This is a genomic window from Rhizobium sp. BK491, from assembly GCF_014194925.1.
Taxonomy (GTDB): domain Bacteria; phylum Pseudomonadota; class Alphaproteobacteria; order Rhizobiales; family Rhizobiaceae; genus Rhizobium.
The window spans coordinates 420,899-437,210 of sequence record NZ_JACIAR010000002.1; the positions used below are offsets into that span (position 1 = coordinate 420,899).

Here is a 16,312-nt window from a genome sequence, read left to right on the forward strand (position 1 = left end):
CACCATTCCCGCAAAGTGCAGGATATTTAGCGGTATCCTATAACCGATGCTTTCCGTCAAGGAACGACGTAATGAAATCTTGCGTGAACGGTTGGGACGGTTTCGATGCCAGCTATTACGGTTCATGTTGAAGGTTAACCAAGTCGTCTCCAAGTATCCTAGATCACCGTGATTTGATCTTATCTGCCGGAGTAGAGGTAGGCGCATCCTCCGTACTCAGGAAACGCTTGCCACGATTGTCCGTGGACTTCTGTGATTGGTGGTCAACCTGATCTCCCGGCATCAAAACCTCCGGGCCATATAACCCCCATTCCTTTTATATGTTCCTCTTGCGGGACTTGCATGAGATTCCCCTGCTGGAGGATTTCGGCTATCATCTGATTCTGGCATCGCCCATGCCTCCCCCCTCCATTCGGGAAAGTATATTTCATGCAGGGCCGTCGATATCCAAACCGACTGTTTGAGCGCCTGGCATAAGGAGGGGTTGCGGTCATTGCTCGCAATAGGAGGTTTATATGAGGCTTTCTGCCCCTGTTTATCATTTGAAACGTAAGGCGAGGCTCCTGTCCCGCCAGCAGAACATCCCGTTGCACGCCGCGCTGGATCGCGTCGCGACCGTCGAGGGTTTCGGAGGCTGGAGTTTGCTTGCGAGCAAAACGAACTCAGCCGTGCCCGTCGGCGAGCTGTATTCGCGTTTAAGCCCGGGCGATCTGGTGCTGATCGGCGCATGGCGCGGTCACGGCAAGACCCTGATGAGCCTGAGGCTCGCCGTCGACGCCATGAAGGCTGGCAACCGTGGCATCTTCTTCACGTTGGAAGACACCGAAAAGGTCGTTCTGGACCGTTTTCCGGTCATCGGTGCCGATCATGCGGAATTTGCTGATCTATTCGAGTTCGATAATTCGGATGCCATCAGCGCCGATTATATCGTGGAGAGGCTGGCTCAGGCATCGCCTGGCACGCTGGCCGTGGTCGATTTTCTGCAACTACTGGATCAGAAGCGGGAGAATCCGGAATTAATGATCCAGGTTCAGATATTGAAGACGTTTGCACGCGCCAGAGGCGTTATCGTCGTCTTCATCTCGCAGATCGACCGTTCCTACGATCCGGCGTTGAAGCCCGTGCCCGATCTTGCGGATATTCGCCTGCCGAATCCCCTGGATCTCAAGCTGTTCGACAAGATGGTCTTCCTGAACAACGGCCTGGTCGAATTCAAGGTCGCCAGCTGACGGGCTGCCAATTGTCTAAAGGCAATCGAGCCGCCTGGAGAAAATCCGGGCGGCTCGACGGATATCAGGCGGAAACCTGCTCGAGCGCGCGAGCGAAATCTTCGACCAGATCGGCGCTGTCCTCGATGCCGGCGGAGAAGCGCACGGTGCCCGGCGAAATGCCGAGCTCGGCGCGGGCCTCGTCGGTGAGGTTCTTGTGCGTCGTCGTGGCAGGATGCGTGATCAGGCTCTTCGAGTCGCCGAGATTGTTGGAGATCTTCACGATCTCCAACGCGTTCTGCAGCTTGAAGGCCGCTTCCTTGCCGCCTTTCAGCTCGAAGGCAACCAGCGTTGAGCCGCCGCTCATCTGCTTGGCGATGATATCGGCCTGCGGGTGATCCTTTCGGCCGGGATAGATCACGCGGGCGACCTTGTTCGTCTGCTCGGCGAGGAAATCGGCAACCTTGGAGGCATTCGCCGTCTGCTGCGCAACGCGTAGCGGCAGCGTCTCGATGCCCTTCAGCAGCGTCCAGGCGGTAAAGGGCGACATGGCCGGGCCGGTATGGCGGAAATAGTCCTGCAGGTTCTCGTCGATCCACTGCTTGTCGGAGAGGATGACGCCGCCGAGCGAACGGCCCTGGCCGTCGATATGCTTGGTGGCGGAATAGACGACGATATGAGCGCCGAGTTCGAGCGGCTTCTGAAAGAGCGGCGTTGCAAAGACGTTGTCGACCACGACCTTGGCGCCGATCTGGTTGGCGAGGTTGGCGACAGCGGCGATATCGACCACTTCCAGCGTCGGATTGGTCGGGCTTTCGAGGAAGAAGACCTTGGTGTTCGGCCGGATGGCCTTTTCCCAGTTCTCGGTGAAACGGCCATCAACCAGCGTGCATTCGATGCCGTATTTCGGCGCGAGCGTCTCGACCACCCAGCGGCACGAGCCGAAGAGCGCACGGGCGGCAACGATATGATCGCCGGCCTTCAGCTGGCAGAGGATGGCGGCAGAAACGGCGGCCATGCCGGACGCGGTGGCGCGGGCGTCTTCAGCGCCTTCGAGAGCGCACATGCGCTTTTCGAACATGTCGTTGGTCGGGCTGCCGTAGCGCGCGTAGATGAACCCATCCGTTTCGCCCTTGAAGCGGGCTTCCGCCGCCTCCGAGGTGTCATAGACGAAGCCCTGGGTCAGATAGATTGCTTCGGAGGTCTCGCCGAATTGCGAACGGAGTGTTCCGCCGTGAACGAGCTGGGTTGCGGGGCGCCAAGTCTTGCTCATGCCATCACCACTTTCAAAACAAAAAAACCGGTCGCAAAAGCAGACCGGTTCAACCCCGGTCTTTTTAGCCATTTGTTTAACGTGGCTGCAAGCCGACCGGCCAAATCACCACGGGATAAGTTGCAATACTGCCGTTGACGGCTTGCGTCAATTCCCTGAGTTTGGTTTTGTCTGCGGCAAATTATGAGAGAAGCATGATGGCTCGCAATACTGGAATTCTGGCCGACCGGGCCATCGCAGCCCTGTTTGAGGCAGGTCGGCTGACGAGCGAGAGAGAACTGGACGTCGATCAGATCCAGCCGGCAAGCCTTGACCTCAGGCTCGGCTCGCATGCTTTCCGCGTCCGTGCCAGCTTCATGCCCGGCCCCTCGCATCTGGTCGCCGACAAGCTCGACCGGCTGAAGCTGCATGTCGTCGATCTCTCGGAAGGCGCTGTGCTGGAAACAGGCTGCGTCTATATCGTGCCGCTGATGGAGCGCCTGGACCTGCCCGAAGATATGTCGGCATCGGCCAATCCGAAAAGCTCGACCGGCCGTCTCGACATCTTCACCCGCGTCATCACCGACCGTGCGCAGGAGTTCGACAAGATCCCAGCCGGTTATTCCGGCCCGCTCTATCTCGAAATCAGCCCGCGCACCTTCCCGATCGTCGTGCGTCGCGGCTCGCGCCTGTCGCAGATCCGCTTCCGCGTCGGCCAGGCCCTACTCACCGAACCGGAATTGCTGGCGCTGCACGAGAGCGAGACGCTGGTTGCCAGCAAGAAGCCGAATATCACCGGCGGCGGCATCGCACTGTCGATCGATCTTGCCGGCGACAAGGAAGGGCTGATCGGCTATCGCGGCAAGCACCACACGGCCGTCGTCGACGTCGACAAGAAGGCCCAGCACGATATTTTCGATTTTTGGGAGCCGCTCTACAGCCGGGGGCGCACCGAGCTGATCCTCGATCCCGATGAGTTCTATATACTCGTCTCGCGCGAGGCGGTGCATGTTCCCCCGCATTTCGCCGCCGAAATGACGCCGTTCGATCCGCTGGTCGGCGAATTCCGCGTCCACTATGCCGGCTTCTTCGATCCGGGCTTCGGCCATGCACCGGCCGGAGGCCGCGGCAGCCGCGCCGTGCTGGAAGTGCGCAGCCATGAAGTGCCCTTCATCCTCGAGGACGGCCAGATCGTTGGCCGCCTGATCTACGAACACATGCTGGAACAGCCAAGCAGCCTCTACGGCTCCGGCCTCGGCTCGAACTATCAGGCACAGGGCCTGAAGCTTTCGAAACACTTCCGGCTGTAGTGATCCTTTCTGGGAAAACGATAGGTGCTGTCTACTGGGATGTCCGATGAATATCAGGCGCCCCTTTTGCTATAATCTCGCGCAAAGAATGTGATGAACTCATCTTGAGGTGGAAGCGGAGCGCCTCCACATTTCGTGGGATAAATTTGTGGCGATAAATGGAAGACTCAGCTGTCTATTCGGGTGCGCTGATATGAAATTACCGAGTGATCCAACCGGCCGGCTCGGGGCGGCATATATGATGCTCGTATATTTGTTCGCGTATTTGCCGGTTATCGGAGTTGTCAAGATTGCTACGGGTCTCAACATAGACGATCGGCAGGTGGAATGCGCCGCGAGTGCATGGGCCCGCACCATTGTCATACTATCGATTGCCGTTGTCGCCGTGTTGATACATATGGCAATTGGTTTCTTTTATTTTCAGTCAAATGGTGAAGGCCCGTACGGCCCTCTTCCGAAACCGAGAAGTCGCAAAAAGCCGAAGCGCAAACGTCTTCTGCCATATATTTCGAACGGCGCCTTGTTCGGAACGATGATACTTCCCGCGATGTTTCTTATTCTGCCGCGCCATTGCTAGGAAACGTGTTTTAGTGGCTAGGTACCTTTCCGATGCCCGCCGGCGGTGATTGATCCATCGAAGACGGGAGAAGCCGGTTCACTGATCTTGACAGAGGCCGCCAACTGTTGGACATCTCAGGGTGTCAGGCGGGTGTAGCTCAATGGTAGAGCAGCAGCTTCCCAAGCTGAATACGAGGGTTCGATTCCCTTCACCCGCTCCATAATCTTCACGCTAGAAGCGGTCTCTTCGATTTCAGCGCTTCCTTTAGCGCATCTCCAAAGATTGCGATCGGTCGCGCCAGCCGCCCGGCTGGCGGACGATGCACCAGCCAGTTGACGACTTTCGGGCTGAAATCCGGTGCCTCGACGATTTCGACCAAATCGCGCCAGCGGCTGTGCGCCAATGCCGCCGGCGTCAAGACGCCGATGCCGAGCCCGCGCGCGACCAGCGACATGCGCAGATCGGCGCTCATGGCCTCGACCCCGACGTCGAAGAGCAGGCGCTCGGCTTCGAAGCGATGCTGAATGAAGGCGCGGAAGCCGCAGCCGCTCTGGTTCATGATCCAGGGAAAACGGGAAAGATCCTCAAGCCTCGGTTGCTTGGGGACGCCAAGCGAAGGCGCCGCGACGAGAATGACGGCATGGACTCCGAGCATCTCGCCGACGACATTATCCGGCGGCTGCACCCCCTCCGGCAGGCAGACGGTTGCCGCATCGAGCTGGCTGTGAGCGACCTGCTCGATCAGTTGCGGCGACCAGCCAGTGACGATGCGCAGCGTCAATTGCGGAAACTGACTGCGCAACTCATCAAGCGGAGCGGATAAAGCCGCTTCGGAAAGATAGGGCATGATCCCGAGACGGAATTCGCCGCCGATCGCACCGCCGGGCGAAACCCCGGCCTTGAGATCGTCGAGCGAGCGCAACACGCGGCGCCCATGCTCGTAGGCCTCGCGGCCTGCCGCGGTCGGCCGCAGGGGCTTTGACTGCCGGTCGAGCAAGGCGATGCCGAGGCTGTCTTCCAGGTTCTGTATGCGTCGGGTGATGCCGGGCTGGGTCAGATTGATGCGCGCCGAGGCGGCAACAATCGAACCCGTTTCCACCACGGCGACGAAGGCTTCCAGATCATGAATGTTCATGCCGAACTCGCATAATCATTATTAGTTCATTTCAATTGCCGCATTATGCGACAAAGCGATACACATGGCTATCATTATTATCAAAGATTATTGGAGAGCTCATGTCGCAAGTCCCCGAACACATGACGAGCGAGCCGGAGGAAGAGGTTTCCACAACGGCTGCTCCTTCGACCTTGTTGTTCGCCATCGCCACCGGCGTTATCATCCTCAATCTCTTTGCGCCTCAGACGCTGGTCGGCATCATCGGCCCGTCGCTCGGCTTTTCCGAAAGCGGTGCCGGCCTGGTGGCCATGGCTTCGCTGCTCGGCTATGCCGCCGGCCTGTTCTTTCTGGTGCCGCTGGCAGATCTCATGGAAAACCGGCAGCTGGTGCTGCGCATGCTTCTCTCGGCTCTGGTCATGGCTATTGCCGCCGCCTTCGCACCGACGGGCTGGAGCCTTCTGATCTTCCTCTTCCTGCTGGGAGCAGCTTGTTCCGCCATCCAGATCCTCGTGCCGATCGCGGCAGCGATGGCGCCGCCTGAACATCGTGGCCAGGTTATCGGCAATGTCATGAGCGGCGTCATGGTCGGCATTCTTGTCTCGCGCCCGTTGGCGAGCCTGATTGCCGACTTTTGGGGCTGGAGAAGTTTCTATGCCTTGAGTGCCGCAACGCTTGCACTGCTCGCCGCTGTGCTTGCCTTACGCCTGCCGGAGCGACGCCCTCTGATCAACGCGAGTTACGGGGCCTTGATCGGTTCGCTCTTCGGGCTCCTGCGGGAGGAGCCGGTGCTGCGGCTGCGTGCCTTCACTGCAGCCTTGATGATGGCGAGCTTCAGCCTGTTCTGGACATCCGTTGCCCTGCGTCTCGCGCAGCCGCCATTCTCACTCGGCCAGTCCGGCGTCGCGCTGTTTGCCCTCGTGGGCGCCGGTGGTGCTGCCGCGACTTCCGTCTTCGGCCGCATGGGCGACAGGGGCTGGACGCGGACGGCGACATTGGCGTCGCATCTGATCGTACTTGCCGCCATGGCGCTGGCTGCCTGGGTGGGTGGAATACGGTCTGGCGACTCTGTGGCGCTATTGATCCTTCTGGGCGTCAGCGCGGTCTTGCTCGATGTCGGCGTCACGGGCGATCAGACCCTGGGTCGTCGTGCCGTCAATCTCCTGAAGCCGGAAGCCCGCGGCCGCATCAACGGTCTCTTCGTCGGCATATTCTTTCTCGGCGGCGCGCTGGGATCGGCTCTTGCCGGAACCGCCTGGGATTTCGGCGGCTGGGTTGCCGTCTGTGCAGGGGCCGCGGGCTTCGGCGTGATTGCTTTGATCACAGGCCTTGCCGCGCGCATCTAAACAGCGCAGGCAACGGGGTGGCACTTGCGAATGCACTGCCGCATCGCCATCTGTAGCGCATTCAAGCGGGCGTCAGACAAGCGTGTAAGAACGGGCGCTCCTTGTCAGGAGCGTCGAAATGCGTGGCATTGCATGGTTTTACAGGTTGAGAGCGCTCTTTCGAAGCGGTGCGCTGAAGATTGCCCGCAGCACCAAAGTACCTCTCGGCACTAAAATCATCTGGAAGCGAGGCGATGTCCGCATCGGGGAAAGAGTGCATTTCCGCAAGGGCGTCATCATCGATGCGCAAGAAGGCAACATCGAAATCGGCGACCATGTCTCCTTCAACGACTACAGCATTCTGCTCGGCCGCGGCGGGATTGTGATCGGCAATGATGTGCGCATCGCCGCCCATGCAATGATCGTCTCCTTCGATCACAATTTCGATGACATCTCGCAGCCGATCCGCCTTCAGGGCGTGACGAAGAAGCCGATCGTCATTGAGGACGATGTCTGGATAGGGGCGGGCGCCAAGATCCTCGGTGGTTCCCATATCGCCAAGGGATGCGTTATCGGCGCCAACGCCGTCGTCAAGGGCCGGACCAAGCCTTACGGCATCTATGTCGGCGCTCCTGCAAGGCTGTTGAAACGGCGCGGAGAGGCGGAAGACAGCCAATCGGGAAAGATTGAACGGCTCGTTCTGCCGAAAAAATAAAAGGCTCCAACGCCACCCATCCCGGCGCTGCTTCGGTCATCATTAACAGCGCGATATTCCCCCTGCGGCCTGTCTCTGCTACATCGGATTCGTGAATCAGAATGTGCATCCACGACCGGAGGCCGTATCGAGACCATGCGTGTTTGCCTTTCGTCGATCATGTCAGTCGCCCGGCATCTGGCGCTTGCGGCCTTGATCTCTCTATCCTGCACCGTGCCGCTTGCCGCTCAGGAGACGAAGCCGCAGAGCCTGCCGATCCTGTTCGATGCGCGTGAGCGCCTGCCGAAGCCGGATCTGTCCTCACTGGTCAGGCTGCGCTTCCTGACATCGATCGACTTTCCGCCTTTCAATTTCCTCGATCAGAACGGCAAGCTCACCGGCTTCCATGTCGAGCTGGCGCGTAAGATCTGCGATGAGCTGGCAATATCGGACAAATGCCAGATCCAGGCCTTGCCCTTCGGCGAATTGCAGGGCGCACTTGCCGCTTCGCAAGGCGATGCCATCATCGCCGGCGTGGCGGTTACGCCCGAACTGCGCAAGACTTTCGCCTTTTCACGGCCTTTCCTGATGTTGCCGGCCCGTTTTGTGCGCAATCTCAAGGCATCGATCAGCGGTACGACCGCCGCCTCGCTCTCGGGACATCCGGTCGGCGTCGTCAAGGGAACGGTGCACGCCGCGATGCTGGCGGCCTTCTTCCCGGCGATCAAGCCGGTGCCCTTCGACGACAAGGATGGGCTTCTGGCCGCCGTCAAGGACGGCAAGGTCGATGCGGCATTTGCCGATGGCCTGCAGCTTTCCTTCTGGGTATCGTCGCCGGCGGCGGAAAAATGCTGCGCTCTGTTTGACGGCCCCTACCTGTCGCAGCAATTTCTCGGCGAAGGCATGACCATCATGCTGCGCCAGCAGGATGCCGATCTGACGGCGGCGATCAATCATGCGCTTGCCACCCTGTCGCGGGATGGCAGGCTCCAGGAAATCTATCTGCGCTATTTTCCTTACGGGCTTTACTGATTCAGTAGTTTCAGGAAACCGCGCAGCGGTTTTCCGTCCGGAATGCGTAATGCCTCAGGCCTTGCGATAGCGGGCGATCGCGCTGCGCTCGATGGCCGCACAGGTCAGCTTGTCGAGGCCCAAGCGGTCGCGGAGCAGGCTGAGCAGGCGCAATTCCTCGGCCTTGACCGACAGGTCGGCCGAAGCGACTTCGACGGCGAGCGCATAGGCCGTGTCGTACAGACGTGCAGGAAGCGTATCGCGCACGGTTTCGAGCACGATGTCCAATCCCTCATTGTTCGAAAGCAGCTTGGCGCAATCGCGGGACACGGAAATCAGCTTCTCGTCGTCGAACCCCTTGAAGACCGGCAGGGCGTGAATGAGCTCTCCGATGCGGCTGAGTTCCCGGTCGTTCATCGTGCGGTCGACGGCCGAGGCCAGTACCATAACGTAGATCAGGGCCTCGTGAGCAGAAAGCGGCTTGTTCATGACAGGCGAAGTCCTTTGAATTTGGCAGACTGAAAAGTCGCGCATCTCATGGCAAAAGCTGGTGGCGGAAGCAAGGCGTCAGATGGGATTGAGCGGGTCTTCCTTGACCGGAGGCGGTGCAAGCGTCGATTTTCCGCTCTTGCGTGGGTCGTCGCCGTAGATGCCGCGCTTCTTTTCTTTGGCTTCATCGACGAGAGCCGTGAGCGGCGAACCCGGTTCCGGATCGGCCCAGCCGAAGCGGACCAGCCAGGCGCTGAGATCGACCCGGACATAGCGGCAGGCGCCCTTGGCCGTGCCTTTCCAATTGGCATCGGGCACGTCGCAATCGATGGAGCGTCCGCGCAGATACATGCGGAATGCCGTGCGTGCTGCCTGGCCGCAGGGCCAGTCCTTTCCGCTCGGGCCGGTACACATCCGGTCGACATCGGTCGGAATGATACCGGTGAGCTGCACGCTTCTACCGCCGATAGTCAATATACCAGCCTGATCAGAGAAGGGACGGACGAGTTCGATCGTCGTCGTCTGCTCCTGCGGCTTGGATGCAGGATCAATCGCTGCTTGTTCGGATTGAGGCTGAGGTTCAGACTGAGGCATGGGCTGAGCCTGCTGCTGCGGCGATACCGGCGATAGGGTTCGATGTTCGGCCGCCGCCGTTTGCCTGTCGATCTGATCGGCAGGTATCCGGTTGTCCGGAGCAGGATCGGCCTTGGCCTCACCGGAAGATCCTGTGTCCGATGAAGTAACAGCCGTCTTGTCCGGCTTGGCCTCATTTGGCTGCGATGCAGGCGCGGCAGCGCCCTTGCCGTTGACGGTATCTGCTGCGGGCGGCGATGCTTGTGCTTCCTCTGGCTTCGTCGACATGTCGTTGGAGCGCGCGGGATCAGTTGAAACCTTGGTGTCCTGTTGCTTCACCGGCTCCGCCGCCGTCTTGTTTTCCTCGACCTTCGTATCGTCGCCGGCACTCGCCGCGGCAGCCGCCGCCATGACAGTCGCAGACAGCTCGGGGCTGCTGTCGGAGCTGCTTGTCGAAGGGGACGCCGTCGCCAGGACTGTTGCTTTATCCTTCGTCGCTTCGGCAGGCTTGGGTGCCTCGATAGCCTTTGGCAGCGTGGTTTCGGCCTTGGCGGTGTCGCTCTGCGTCGTCGCAGCTGGTTTATTGTCTGCAGTCGAGTTGCCACGGCCGTGCAAATCGAAGCCATATCCCGCGAACTGTACCGCGACCAGGGTCAACCAAGAACCCACGACCGCGCCTGCCACACCTGCGAGCCAAATATCACGACGCATAACGAGAAAACTTTCCTATTGGCTGGCCCATATGATCCGGGCAATCCATTCCACATCCGCAAGATCGAAGCTGCGGTTGGGGTGTTCCGGATTGAGCGACAAAAGCTCGATCGACTTGGCGCTCTGCCGCAGCAGAACCTTCGCCATGACCTCACCCTCTCGGGTCTTCACGACGACGCGATCGTTCTTTCTGATCTGGGCTCCCGGCTCGACGATCAGAATATCCCCGTCGCGATAAAGCGGCAACATGCTTTCGCCCTGCACCTCCAGCGCATAGACGCCGGCCCTCTGTGCCGCGGCAACCGGAAACTCCACCATGTCCCAGCCCTGTCCGGCGGGAAAGCCACCATCATCGAAGAAGCCGCCAGCCCCCGCCTGGGCGAAGCCGATCAGCGGGATGGAGGTGCCGGAGGGCAGGATTCCGTTCACGACTGCTGTGGTCAGTGGTTCGGCCGGGCGGATAAAGCTCAGGAATTGTTCCAGGCTTGCTCCGGTCGCATCCAGGATCTTGGCGATCGATTCCGTCGATGGCCAGCGGAGACGTCCGTCCTGGCTCAGCCGCTTCGATTTGTTGAAGGAGGTAGCGTCAAGCCCGGCGCGGCGGGCAAGCCCGGAAGGGGTCAAGGCATGCCGCTCCGCAAGCCGGTCGATCGCACCCCATATCTGTTCGTGTGACAGCATCACCGCTCGGTATCCGCGCGCCGGCTCCCCGGCGCTGTGCTCTTTAGAAAACGTTAACCGAGGCATTTTGGCGAGTAAAGACCGGCATAGGAATAGGGTCCTTTATCCCCGTGCTTTCGCGGCGGCGCCTTTTTCGGCGTCAGGTCTTCTGTGGCTGCGGCTTGACATCCGGCTGCTCGTTCTGGAATTCCTTCGCCATGCCCATAAAGCCGCGCATGAATTTCTGCATGATGCCGAGCGTGCGGTCGATCTCGGCATCGTCGGGCAGGCTTGAGCCCTTGTTTGCGGCAACGTTTTTTTCCAGCTTCGTTACGCGGTCGGAAAGCCGGTCCAGCTCATCGTCATAGGCTGTGCGCTCGTCGGCGGCCATGCGGCAGACGAGATTGCCGCCCTGATCCTGGCAGATCGACATCGCGCCGGTCTGCTTGTCGAGCCGGATGAAGTGATCGCCGCTGCGCTCCAGCTGGAAGCGTTCCGCATCCGGTTCGGCCGACAAAGTCGGTGTGGAGAGAAGAAAAGCAGCGGGCAGAAGCATGGCCGCAAGGCCGATTTTCAGTTCCTTCGTCATGTCATCCTCCGGATTTTCTGCGTTAAACCCCAAATCCATCACGGAAACCGTGGACATCGGCTGATGTTTTCGTGCAAAGCCCTATCAGCACAGCTTTACAGAGGGATGATGATCGCCATGCCAGTGGTTTACAAGATCGTGTCGGACACGCTCTGGCAGCAAGCCAGACAAACCGGCGTTTTTCATGGCGCGGCGATCGATCTGACCGACGGCTACATTCATCTCTCCACCGCGAAGCAGGCAAAGAAAACCGTCGAGCTCTATTTCGCAGGTCAGACCGGGCTGCTGCTCGTCGCGATCGATGGCGATGCACTTGGCGAGAAGCTGGTTTTCGAACCCTCGCGCGGCGGCGATCTCTTCCCGCATCTCTATGCGCCACTGCCGCTTTCGGCCGTGCTCTGGGAAAAGCCACTGCCGATCGGCGATGATGGCGCTCACGTCTTTCCGGAGATGTCGGAATGATCGGCGCCTTTCGCGATCTCGGCCGGCGCGGCTTGTTCCTGTTCGATCCGGAAACCGCCCACGGCATGTCGATAGCGGCGTTGAAATCGGGGCTGGTTCCGACCTGCCGTATCAACGCCGATCCTCACCTGCGCCAGACCGTGGCCGGGCTCGATTTTGCCAATCCCATCGGCATGGCCGCCGGCTATGACAAGAATGCGGAAGTGCCGGAGGCATTGCTGAAACTCGGCTTCGGTTTTACCGAGATCGGCACTGTCACGCCGAAGGCGCAGTCGGGCAACCCACGTCCGCGTATCTTCCGTCTGGTCGAGGATGAAGGCGTCATCAACCGCCTCGGCTTCAACAATGAGGGCCATGAAGCGGCTTTCCAACGCCTCAAAACTATTCGCGGCAATGGCATCATTGGTGTCAACATCGGCGCTAACAAGGACAGCGCCGATCGTATTGCCGATTATGTCGCCGGCATCCGCCGCTTCTACTCCGTGGCGCGCTATTTCACCGCTAATATCTCCTCGCCGAATACGCCGGGCCTGCGCGATCTGCAGGCGCGCGAAAGCCTGTCGGCCCTGCTGTCGGCCGTGCTTGCCGCCCGCGACGAGGAAGCGGCAAAGGCCGGCAAGCGCATTCCCGTCTTTCTCAAGATCGCTCCGGATCTGACCGAGGAAGGCATGGACGATATCGCCGCCGAAGCTTTGTCTCACGTGCTTGATGGTCTGATCGTCTCCAACACCACGCTGTCGCGCGATGGGTTGAAGGATCAGCGCCAGGCCAAGGAGGCTGGCGGACTTTCGGGAAAACCGGTCTTCGAAAAATCGACCGTGGTGCTCGCCAAGATGCGCCGCCGCGTGGGTGCCGCATTGCCGATTATCGGCGTCGGTGGCGTATCATCGGCAGAGACGGCGCTGGAGAAGATCAAGGCCGGAGCCGATCTGGTGCAGCTCTATTCCTGCATGGTCTACGAAGGCCCCGGCCTGCCGGGACAGATCGTCACCGGCCTGTCGAAGCTGCTCGACCGCGAGCGTGCCGGCTCGATCCGCGACCTGCGCGACGCCAAGCTGGATTACTGGGCGAACCGGAACGTCTGATCCGCCCGCTTCTTCAGGCCCATGGCCAGGAAGATGCCACGAAACAGCAGGAAGGCATTCATGGCCATCCATAGGCCGTGATTGCCGAGCGTCGGTACGAAGACCCCAAGCGCGAGCAAATAGCCGCCGAAGGAAAGCAGCATCTTGTTGCGCATCTCGCGTGACCATGTGGCGCCGATGAAGACGCCATCCATCAGGAAGGCGAGCGCGCCGGTCAGGCCCGTGATCGCTGCCCAGGGCAGATAGGTCTCCGCAGCGAGGCGCACCTCTTCGGATGTTGTCAGTAGGCGGATCAGCGCCGGCCCGACCGTGAAGAAGAAAATTGCGGCTGCAAGCGCCAGTCCGAAGGACCAGAGTGCGGTCAGCTTCAAGCCGCGCTCGAAGGCCGGCCTGTAATTGGCGCCAATTGAGCGGCCGGTGATCTGCTCGGCGGCATTGGCGAGCCCGTCGAGATAGTAGCCGGATAACAAAAAGAAGTTCATCAATACGGCGTTGGCGGCGAGCATGACCGCACCAAAACTGTTGCCGATGCGCGTCATCAGCGTGAAGGCGCCGATCAGTACGAAAGTGCGGATCAGGATATCGCGGTTGAGCGCGAAGAGCTGTGTGAGCTTGGCGCGCGAGAACAATTCTGTGCGCGCCGGCCGCTCCTCGCCGGCAAAGCTGCGCAGCACGATGAAAAGACCGAGCAGCATGCCGCTCGCCTCGCCGATCAGGGTACCCCAGGCAACGCCGGCCACACCCCAGCCAAGATGGAGCCCGAGCAGGATGGCGAGCACGATGTTGACGCCGTTGATGACGGTTTGCAGCAAGAGCCCGATGCGGCCTTGGCCGCGGCCGAGCACGAAGCCGAGCAGCGCGTAATTGGCAAGTGCGGCCGGGCCGGAGAGCATACGGATAGAGAAATAGGTGCGCGTCGCATCGGCAATGCCGCCTTCCGGCCCCATCAGCTTGATACCGATCCAGAGCAGCAGCGGCGAAAGAATGACGATTAGGATACCGCAGCCGAGCGCCGATATCAGTGCCCGCCAGAAGACGGCTTGCTGTTCGCGTCGATCATGGCGGCCATAGGCCTGAGCTGTCAGGCCCGTCGTCGAGGCACGCAGGAAGTTGAAGCTTGCAAAAAGAAGGTCGAAGAGCACGGCGCCGATCGCAAGCCCCGCCAGGGCGTCCGGCTGGCCCATATGTCCGACGACGGCGGTATCGACAAGGCCGAGCAGTGGCGTGGTCATGAAGCCGAGCGTCATCGGAATCGCGATCGACAGCACCAGTCGATGCGTCACGTCGAAGGGTAGGACCCTTACGCTCCTCTGCTGAATATCCATGCTGCGTTACGCCTCCTCAGTTCGAGGACAGCACCATGGACCAATAGGGCCTGTCGCCGGAAGAGGGGTTGTAGGCCAGAGCAACGCCAAGCCCATCATATTTGCCGAGCATGTTGTGCAAATGCTTCGGCGAATTGATCCAGGCCTTCACCGCCGCGCTCACGTCGCGCTGGCCCTCGGCAATGTTTTCTGCCGCCGGCAGCCTGACGCCGCTTGTCTTGACCCGCTTGCCGAAATCGTCGCCGAGGCCGATCAGATGCTCCATCTTGCCAGCATCCGCCATTCGCCTGGCCTGATAGACTGCGGCGGCACTGGCGGCTGCGTCGACCTTCAGCGGTGGCAGGCCATTCTTGGCGCGCAGTGCATTGACGAGCGGCAGGGCGGAGGCGGTCTGGTCGCTCGCGGGGATATTGGAAACGCGGGCGGGCGGCGTGGCGCAGCTCGCAACGGATGCGGTAAGCGCAAGAGCGGTGAGGCGCAACGCATCGCGGCGCGTTAAGGTCAGGGTCGGGGAGGTCATGTCAGCTGCGGTAATTGAACAAACGAAGTATGATGAAGATCGGAATGACGATGGATGCGCCGAGCAGCACATAATCGCCAAACTCACCAAGTGCGGCAAAGCCGCTGTGCCAGAGATCGAGCAGGAAGCGGCGGACGCCATAGAGGAAATCGAGAGGCCGCCAGCCGAAGAACTTCATCACGGCGCCGACGACGAGCGACACGATGACGAGCTTCACCAGCGTTCTGCCTGGCGAGTCGCCAAGGAATCTGTTCACCTGATCGGACATGCTGACGTCTCCATAATGGCAGTCGGTCGGTGTTGAGATAGGGCCAGCGCTTGCGACTCGCAAGCACTTTTGCCCCAGCTTACACCGTAAACCAGCGTCTGCCTGAAATAGGACTTGAGTTTTTTTATGGCCGCATTCAAAGGCAAGCGTCAAACAGGATGAAACCCATGCTGCCGAGCCAGCTTTCCTCCGGCGATGTCATTGCCGACCGCCGCGCCGACTATGCGAAGATGCTTGCCGAGAGCGGCGAACCCGCGAGTGCTGCCGAGCTGATGGAGCAGGCGCTGGAGCTGGCGCCGCGCTGGGCGGCGGGCTGGTTCACGCTCGCGACCTATCGCGAGAAGGCCGGCGATGCATCAGGCGCAATCGCAGCGTTGAACGAGGTGTTGGCGCTCGATGCGGGCGATGTCTTCGGCGCCCGCTTGAAGCTTGCCGTTCTCGGCGGTGCCGAAGTGCCGGATCGGCCGCCGAGCCTCTATGTCGAGCGGTTGTTCGACGACTATGCCGACCGCTTCGAAACCTCGCTTGTCGAGAAGCTCGGCTATAGCGTGCCTGGCAAGCTTGCGGCCCTGATCGCCGAAACGGCCGGTGCCACCAAACATTTCCGCCTCGCGGTCGATCTCGGCTGTGGCACAGGCCTGCTCGGGCCGGAAATCCGTGCTCGCGTCGATCGGCTGGAGGGCTACGACCTGTCAAAGGGCATGCTCGCCAAGGCGGCGGAAAAGGACGTCTACGATCATCTCGGCCAAGCCGACCTCTCGCTAGAGCCGGATCTGTCAGGCGTTTTCGATGCCGAGCTTGCCGCCAGTCGGGCGGATCTGGTCACTGCGGCCGACGTGTTGATGTATCTCGGCGATCTGCAAGGTGTAATGGCGATCGTCCGCAAACTTTCGGTCGATGGAGCGATCTTCGCCTTTTCAGTCGAGGATGCGCAGCAGGCAGATTGCTATGTGCTGCGTGATTCCCTCCGATTTGCGCACTCCGAAGCCTATGTCCGGGAGATATTGGCCGGTCACGGCTTTACGGTGCTGGATCTTACCCGCAGCATCATTCGCATGGATGGCGGAAAACCGGTCCACGGCATTCTGTTCATTACCCGGAAATCGGCTTGATGATTTCGAATCTTGCGAATTTAAAATAGGTCAGTATTGCTTACG

At 60.2% G+C, this 16,312-nt stretch carries 17 protein-coding genes, 1 tRNA gene and 1 riboswitch; of the genes, 9 read left to right on the forward strand and 9 right to left on the reverse strand.

The window, feature by feature from the left end; genetic code table 11:
* Positions 1–515: 515 nt before the first annotated feature.
* Positions 516–1,229 carry a DNA helicase gene (locus FHX05_RS09950; RefSeq protein ID WP_183871436.1) on the forward strand — a complete coding sequence of 238 codons (714 nt, stop codon included), beginning with the start codon at positions 516–518 and terminating at the stop codon, positions 1,227–1,229.
* 64 nt (positions 1,230–1,293) lie between these two features.
* On the opposite strand, the gene FHX05_RS09955 is transcribed toward FHX05_RS09950, so the two are convergent.
* Complete coding sequence (locus FHX05_RS09955; protein WP_183871437.1) at positions 1,294–2,481, reverse strand: O-succinylhomoserine sulfhydrylase; 1,188 nt, start codon at positions 2,479–2,481, stop codon at positions 1,294–1,296.
* A gap of 43 nt (positions 2,482–2,524) precedes the next feature.
* A riboswitch (SAM riboswitch) is annotated at positions 2,525–2,603 on the reverse strand.
* A gap of 72 nt (positions 2,604–2,675) precedes the next feature.
* Between FHX05_RS09955 and FHX05_RS09960 the strand changes: the two genes are divergently transcribed.
* Together FHX05_RS09960 and FHX05_RS09965 are read left to right on the forward strand one after the other, a co-directional pair.
* Complete coding sequence (locus tag FHX05_RS09960) at positions 2,676–3,770, forward strand: 2'-deoxycytidine 5'-triphosphate deaminase (RefSeq protein WP_183871438.1); 1,095 nt, start codon at positions 2,676–2,678, stop codon at positions 3,768–3,770.
* Between the two features lie 705 nt (positions 3,771–4,475).
* Positions 4,476–4,549, forward strand: a tRNA-Gly gene (locus FHX05_RS09965).
* Positions 4,550–4,555: 6 nt separating this feature from the next.
* Here the strand turns inward: FHX05_RS09965 and FHX05_RS09970 are convergent.
* Entirely contained in the window at positions 4,556–5,464 is a 909-nt protein-coding gene (locus FHX05_RS09970; protein WP_183871439.1) for a LysR family transcriptional regulator, read from the reverse strand.
* Positions 5,465–5,565: 101 nt separating this feature from the next.
* Here FHX05_RS09970 and FHX05_RS09975 point away from each other — a divergent pair, with 101 nt between their 5' ends.
* From FHX05_RS09975 to FHX05_RS09985, 3 genes are all read left to right on the forward strand, one after another.
* Entirely contained in the window at positions 5,566–6,789 is a 1,224-nt protein-coding gene (locus tag FHX05_RS09975; RefSeq protein ID WP_183871440.1) for an MFS transporter, read from the forward strand.
* 118 nt (positions 6,790–6,907) lie between these two features.
* Positions 6,908–7,483 (forward strand): acyltransferase, encoded by a 576-nt coding sequence (locus FHX05_RS09980; RefSeq protein WP_183713157.1) that lies wholly within the window; start codon positions 6,908–6,910, stop codon positions 7,481–7,483.
* A gap of 135 nt (positions 7,484–7,618) precedes the next feature.
* A complete protein-coding gene (locus FHX05_RS09985; RefSeq protein WP_183871441.1) occupies positions 7,619–8,494 on the forward strand; it encodes a transporter substrate-binding domain-containing protein in 876 nt (291 codons plus the stop codon).
* 54 nt (positions 8,495–8,548) lie between these two features.
* Here the strand turns inward: FHX05_RS09985 and FHX05_RS09990 are convergent, their stop codons facing one another.
* The 4 genes from FHX05_RS09990 to FHX05_RS10005 form a co-directional block, all read right to left on the reverse strand.
* Positions 8,549–8,962 (reverse strand): tellurite resistance TerB family protein, encoded by a 414-nt coding sequence (locus FHX05_RS09990; RefSeq protein ID WP_015338732.1) that lies wholly within the window; start codon positions 8,960–8,962, stop codon positions 8,549–8,551.
* A gap of 78 nt (positions 8,963–9,040) precedes the next feature.
* Positions 9,041–10,246 carry a thermonuclease family protein gene (locus tag FHX05_RS09995; RefSeq protein ID WP_183871442.1) on the reverse strand — a complete coding sequence of 402 codons (1,206 nt, stop codon included), beginning with the start codon at positions 10,244–10,246 and terminating at the stop codon, positions 9,041–9,043.
* A gap of 15 nt (positions 10,247–10,261) precedes the next feature.
* A complete protein-coding gene (locus FHX05_RS10000) occupies positions 10,262–10,927 on the reverse strand; it encodes a helix-turn-helix transcriptional regulator (protein ID WP_183872414.1) in 666 nt (221 codons plus the stop codon).
* 139 nt (positions 10,928–11,066) lie between these two features.
* On the reverse strand, positions 11,067–11,495 hold the full coding sequence (locus FHX05_RS10005) for a hypothetical protein (protein WP_112336836.1): 429 nt from the start codon (positions 11,493–11,495) through the stop codon (positions 11,067–11,069).
* Between the two features lie 105 nt (positions 11,496–11,600).
* Here FHX05_RS10005 and FHX05_RS10010 point away from each other — a divergent pair, with 105 nt between their 5' ends.
* Both FHX05_RS10010 and FHX05_RS10015 read left to right on the forward strand, forming a co-directional pair.
* The gene (locus tag FHX05_RS10010) at positions 11,601–11,957 is read left to right on the forward strand and encodes a DUF952 domain-containing protein (RefSeq protein WP_183872416.1); all 357 of its coding nucleotides are present in this window, start codon (positions 11,601–11,603) and stop codon (positions 11,955–11,957) included.
* Positions 11,954–13,042: a quinone-dependent dihydroorotate dehydrogenase gene (locus FHX05_RS10015; protein WP_183871443.1), complete on the forward strand. Its 1,089-nt coding sequence runs from the start codon at positions 11,954–11,956 to the stop codon at positions 13,040–13,042. Before FHX05_RS10010 ends, FHX05_RS10015 begins: the two co-directional genes overlap by 4 nt.
* Here FHX05_RS10015 and FHX05_RS10020 read toward each other — a convergent pair.
* Genes FHX05_RS10020 through FHX05_RS10030 form a run of 3 tightly spaced genes read right to left on the reverse strand, consistent with a single transcriptional unit; the run spans position 13,018 to position 15,155 of the window.
* Positions 13,018–14,367: an MATE family efflux transporter gene (locus FHX05_RS10020; protein WP_183871444.1), complete on the reverse strand. Its 1,350-nt coding sequence runs from the start codon at positions 14,365–14,367 to the stop codon at positions 13,018–13,020. The two genes, FHX05_RS10015 and FHX05_RS10020, sit on opposite strands and share 25 nt — an antisense overlap.
* A gap of 16 nt (positions 14,368–14,383) precedes the next feature.
* A complete protein-coding gene (locus FHX05_RS10025; RefSeq protein ID WP_183871445.1) occupies positions 14,384–14,887 on the reverse strand; it encodes a CAP domain-containing protein in 504 nt (167 codons plus the stop codon).
* A gap of 1 nt (position 14,888) precedes the next feature.
* Positions 14,889–15,155, reverse strand: coding sequence for a DUF6460 domain-containing protein (locus FHX05_RS10030; protein WP_183871446.1), 267 nt, complete (start codon positions 15,153–15,155; stop codon positions 14,889–14,891).
* 167 nt (positions 15,156–15,322) lie between these two features.
* Between FHX05_RS10030 and FHX05_RS10035 the strand changes: the two genes are divergently transcribed.
* Positions 15,323–16,267, forward strand: a complete 945-nt coding sequence (locus tag FHX05_RS10035; protein ID WP_183871447.1) for a methyltransferase — start codon at positions 15,323–15,325, stop codon at positions 16,265–16,267.
* Positions 16,268–16,312 lie beyond the last annotated feature (45 nt).

What these genes read in the sequence shown, in the direction of transcription:
- FHX05_RS10030 (WP_183871446.1), bottom strand. Translation starts at nt 15,155, where the DNA reads ATGTCCGATCAGGTGAACAGATTCCTTGGCGACTCGCCAGGCAGAACG.
- FHX05_RS09955 (WP_183871437.1), bottom strand. Translation starts at nt 2,481, where the DNA reads ATGAGCAAGACTTGGCGCCCCGCAACCCAGCTCGTTCACGGCGGAACA.
- FHX05_RS09960 (WP_183871438.1), top strand. Translation starts at nt 2,676, where the DNA reads ATGATGGCTCGCAATACTGGAATTCTGGCCGACCGGGCCATCGCAGCC.
- FHX05_RS10010 (WP_183872416.1), top strand. Translation starts at nt 11,601, where the DNA reads ATGATGATCGCCATGCCAGTGGTTTACAAGATCGTGTCGGACACGCTC.
- FHX05_RS09995 (WP_183871442.1), bottom strand. Translation starts at nt 10,246, where the DNA reads ATGCGTCGTGATATTTGGCTCGCAGGTGTGGCAGGCGCGGTCGTGGGT.
- FHX05_RS10005 (WP_112336836.1), bottom strand. Translation starts at nt 11,495, where the DNA reads ATGACGAAGGAACTGAAAATCGGCCTTGCGGCCATGCTTCTGCCCGCT.
- FHX05_RS09990 (WP_015338732.1), bottom strand. Translation starts at nt 8,962, where the DNA reads ATGAACAAGCCGCTTTCTGCTCACGAGGCCCTGATCTACGTTATGGTA.
- FHX05_RS10020 (WP_183871444.1), bottom strand. Translation starts at nt 14,367, where the DNA reads ATGGATATTCAGCAGAGGAGCGTAAGGGTCCTACCCTTCGACGTGACG.
- FHX05_RS09985 (WP_183871441.1), top strand. Translation starts at nt 7,619, where the DNA reads ATGCGTGTTTGCCTTTCGTCGATCATGTCAGTCGCCCGGCATCTGGCG.
- FHX05_RS10035 (WP_183871447.1), top strand. Translation starts at nt 15,323, where the DNA reads ATGCTGCCGAGCCAGCTTTCCTCCGGCGATGTCATTGCCGACCGCCGC.
- FHX05_RS09970 (WP_183871439.1), bottom strand. Translation starts at nt 5,464, where the DNA reads ATGAACATTCATGATCTGGAAGCCTTCGTCGCCGTGGTGGAAACGGGT.
- FHX05_RS09950 (WP_183871436.1), top strand. Translation starts at nt 516, where the DNA reads ATGAGGCTTTCTGCCCCTGTTTATCATTTGAAACGTAAGGCGAGGCTC.
- FHX05_RS10000 (WP_183872414.1), bottom strand. Translation starts at nt 10,927, where the DNA reads ATGCTGTCACACGAACAGATATGGGGTGCGATCGACCGGCTTGCGGAG.
- FHX05_RS10025 (WP_183871445.1), bottom strand. Translation starts at nt 14,887, where the DNA reads ATGACCTCCCCGACCCTGACCTTAACGCGCCGCGATGCGTTGCGCCTC.
- FHX05_RS09975 (WP_183871440.1), top strand. Translation starts at nt 5,566, where the DNA reads ATGTCGCAAGTCCCCGAACACATGACGAGCGAGCCGGAGGAAGAGGTT.
- FHX05_RS09980 (WP_183713157.1), top strand. Translation starts at nt 6,908, where the DNA reads ATGCGTGGCATTGCATGGTTTTACAGGTTGAGAGCGCTCTTTCGAAGC.
- FHX05_RS10015 (WP_183871443.1), top strand. Translation starts at nt 11,954, where the DNA reads ATGATCGGCGCCTTTCGCGATCTCGGCCGGCGCGGCTTGTTCCTGTTC.